Source organism: Mucilaginibacter sp. (assembly GCF_036383575.1).
GTDB lineage: Bacteria > Bacteroidota > Bacteroidia > Sphingobacteriales > Sphingobacteriaceae > Mucilaginibacter.
In genome coordinates this window covers 1-3,687 of record NZ_DASVOB010000086.1, presented here as the reverse complement: position 1 = coordinate 3,687, position 3,687 = coordinate 1, and the positions used below count along the sequence as shown (strand labels likewise).

Annotated in this window: 3 protein-coding genes and 1 pseudogene; all 4 read left to right on the top strand. The window is 45.5% G+C overall.

Annotated features, from left to right (window positions below; translation table 11 throughout):
- A pseudogene (locus VF500_RS03180) lies at positions 1–192 on the top strand (transketolase); the annotation flags it as partial.
- Positions 193–203: 11 nt separating this feature from the next.
- Entirely contained in the window at positions 204–1,544 is a 1,341-nt protein-coding gene (locus VF500_RS03175) for an aminotransferase class III-fold pyridoxal phosphate-dependent enzyme (protein WP_330858285.1), read from the top strand.
- 3 nt (positions 1,545–1,547) lie between these two features.
- Complete coding sequence (locus tag VF500_RS03170; RefSeq protein WP_330858284.1) at positions 1,548–2,351, top strand: SDR family oxidoreductase; 804 nt, start codon at positions 1,548–1,550, stop codon at positions 2,349–2,351.
- Positions 2,352–2,366: 15 nt separating this feature from the next.
- Positions 2,367–3,687, top strand: a 1,321-nt coding sequence (locus VF500_RS03165) for an N-acetylneuraminate synthase family protein (RefSeq protein ID WP_330858283.1), incomplete at its 3' end; no start/stop codon positions are given.

Genomic DNA, 3,687 nt, shown 5'->3' with positions numbered 1-3,687 from the left:
GTATTGTTAAAACATCAAACCACTGCAAAAGTACTGCCCATCGCACTAAACAATAAATGGTTCAGGCCGGCACTACTGCCTGCGGTTTTGCAGCACGAAGGTTTTACAGGCAAACAAATTGCCGAAAAAATACTGGGCTACCAAACGGCCCACAACCAACCACAAATTTTAACACCTGAATTTTCAGAATAAAAATATTGATCATGGCTAATAAAATAGAGCTTAACAACAATTTTCCGAACATCACCGAATCGGATAAATTATACGAACGCGCTTTAAAAGTTCAGAAACCAGTTACGCAAACCCTGGCTAAAGGGCCGGGACAATTTACCAAAGGCGTAGCGCCCAAATATCTTGTAAAAGGTAAAGGATCGCACGTATGGGATGTTGATGGTAACGAATACATCGACCTTAACTCGGCTATCGGCCCTATTTCGCTGGGGTATGCCTACCCGGCAGTTGATGATGCCATCCGCCAGCAGCTGAACGACGGTATCACTTTTTCCTTAATGCACCCTTTGGAAGTTGAGCTTTCTGAACTGGTACAGCAGGTTGTGCCCAACGCCGAAGCCGTAAAGATCTCTAAAACCGGTGCTGATGTTTGTTCGGCTGCTATCCGTGTAGCACGTGCGTTCACCGGTCGCGATAAAGTATTTTGCTGCGGCTACCACGGCTGGCATGACTGGTACATTGGTATCACCAGCCGAAATTCAGGCGTACCTGAAGCTATCCAGGACCTCACCTATACTTTTGAATATAACGACATTGAATCGGTAAAAGCTGCTTTGGATGAAACCGTTGCTGCTTTAATATTGGAGCCTTTCATTTTTGAAGCACCAAAACCTGGGTATTTACAGGAGCTTGCCGAAGTATGTAAAGCCAACGGCACCCTACTCATTTTTGATGAAATGTGGACAGGTTTTCGCGTGGCTGTAGGCGGTGCACAGGAGTATTTTAATGTTAAGGCAGATCTGGCCGTATTTTCAAAAGCATGCGCCAATGGTATGCCGATAGCATTGCTAACTGGTCGTGCAGATGTAATGGAGCTTTTCAACTCGGAAGTATTTAGCTATACCACCTTCGGCGGCGAGGCTTTATCGTTAGCTGCCTGTATTGCTACTATCAATGAACTGCGTGACAAAAAAGTTCCTCAGTACCTTGACGAACATGGTGCTTTATTGAAAGACGGATACAACAGCCTTGCCATTGAATTAGGCGTTGACAAATACACCCGTTGCGTTGGCTATAACTGCCGCAGCATGGTAACCTTTACTCCCGATGCAGGTAACGGCCTGGAAGTAAAAACCTTTATGCAGCAGGAAATGATAAAACGCGGGGTACTTTGGGCGGGTTTCCACAACATGTGCTACAGCCATACCACCGAAGATATTGACTATATCCTTGCTGCTTACCGCGATGTATTGCCCTTGGTAAAAGAAGCCATTGAAAGCGGCAATATCAAAGATCACCTAAAAGGCGAAGTACTTGAAGCAGTTTTCCGTAAGGTGAGCAATTACAACATCAAACCTAAAAGCATCGCCTAACCCATGGATCTGTTTTCATTAAAGGGAAAAACCGCTGTAGTAACAGGCGCATTGGGGCTTATCGGCCGTAAACATTGCGAAGCACTCGCCGCGGCCGGCGCTAATGTTATCGTAGCGGATATCGATATCGCGCAAACACAGCAATTTGCTGCCGAACTTGGTGATAACCATTTGGGTCTGGGCGTTGATGTAACCAGCAAAGAATCATTGATTGATGCACTCAATGCAGTGCTTGATAAATATGATTCGGTTGATGTGTTGGTGAACAATGCCGCCATTAACGATAAATTCGAGAACCCAGCCATGGCCAAAGAGCTATCAGCGTTTGAAAATTATCCGTTAGAGGCTTTCCAACAATCGCTTAATGTAAATATTACCGGGGTGTTCTTATGCTCGCAGGTGTTTGGCACGCAGATGGCGCTGCACCGCAGCGGCAGCATCATCAACATAGCATCAACCTATGGTATGGTTGGCCCCGATCAAAGCATTTACCGTGATTCGCGCGGACAGCAAACTTTTTACAAGTCGGCTGCCTACCCGGTAACCAAGGGCGCTATCATCAATTTCACGCGCTTTTTGGCCGCCTATTGGGGACATACAGGTGTGAGGGTAAATACCCTTTCGCCCGGCGGTGTTGAAGCGGGCCAAACCGAAGATTTTATCGGAAACTATTCAGCAAAAACTTTATTAGGCCGTATGGCCAAAGCGTCAGACTATCAGGGCGCGCTTATATTTTTAGCCAGCGAGGCATCGGCATACATGACCGGCGCTAACCTGGTTGTTGACGGAGGATGGACAGCTATTTAATTTAAACCAACTATTATGAACGAGATTTTGAAACAAAAAGCGGCGGGCATTAAACTATTGCTGACCGACAACGATGGGGTTTTAACAGATGCCGGAGTATACTACAACCACGAAGGCGAGCTTTTAAAAAAATTCAGCATGCGCGATGGTATGGGGGTTGAACGCCTTCGCAGATTTGCTGATGTAAATACAGGTATCATCACAGGCGAAAATTCACCATCATTAATTAAAAGGGCTGAGAAGCTACAGATAACCGAGTTGCATTTAGGCATAAAAGATAAAGCAACTTCTTTTAAAGAGATCTGTAGCCGCTTAAATCTGCAACCAAACGAAGTTGCCTTTATTGGTGATGATTACAACGACCTGGAAGTATTGAAACTGGCCGGCCTTACTGCCTCTCCTGCTGATGCTTTGCCACATGTTAAAGCACAGGTAGATTTTGTAAGCTCATTAAACGGCGGAGAAGGTTGTTTCCGCGAATTTGCAGAGCTGATCATTGAAGCCAAAAGCGATAAATATTTATCGGGCAAAAGAAACGGCACTATCACCCTGCAAAACGGCCGCGTTATTGGCAAAGACCAGCCAAGTTATATCATTGCCGAAATTGGCATTAACCACAACGGCTCGCTTGAGATTTGCAAAAAATTAATTGATGAAGCTGTTGCAGCAAAAGCTGACGCGGTTAAATTTCAAAAACGGACACCGGAGATCTGCGTACCTTTAGATCAGTGGAATATTATGCGCGATACTCCATGGGGCCGTATCACCTATATCGACTATAAACGCAAAACCGAATTTGGCATAGCCGAATATGCAACTATCGATCAATACTGTAAAAAAGTTGGTATCGACTGGTTTGTATCTGCCTGGGATGCGCCATCTGTTGATTTTATGGAGCAGTTTGATACCATCCTTTACAAACTGGCATCTGCTTCGTTGACTGACTTTCCTTTGATCCAGCGCATATTAGAAACCGGCAAACCATTAATGCTTTCAACCGGTATGTCGACAATGAAAGAGATCGAAACAACTATGGATTATATCAATGCTTTTGACGAAAACTATCCATTATTCATCGCTCATTCTACTTCAGCTTATCCATGCCCTCCGCAGGAGCTTAACCTCAAGATGATCCAGACCCTGGAGAACAAATATCCGGGCATCCCTATCGGTTATTCGGGCCACGAAACCGGTTTGGCAACTACCGTAGGTGCAGTAGCTATGGGTGCTACCTTTGTTGAACGCCACTTTACACTTGACCGTGCCATGTGGGGATCTGACCATGCAGCATCTGTTGAGCCACAGGGATTGCAGCGTTTGGTGCGCGATATCAGGG

Bases quoted from the DNA above. Each gene is read 5' to 3' on its own strand.
- VF500_RS03175 (WP_330858285.1), top strand. From the start codon at position 204: ATGGCTAATAAAATAGAGCTTAACAACAATTTTCCGAACATCACCGAA.
- VF500_RS03170 (WP_330858284.1), top strand. From the start codon at position 1,548: ATGGATCTGTTTTCATTAAAGGGAAAAACCGCTGTAGTAACAGGCGCA.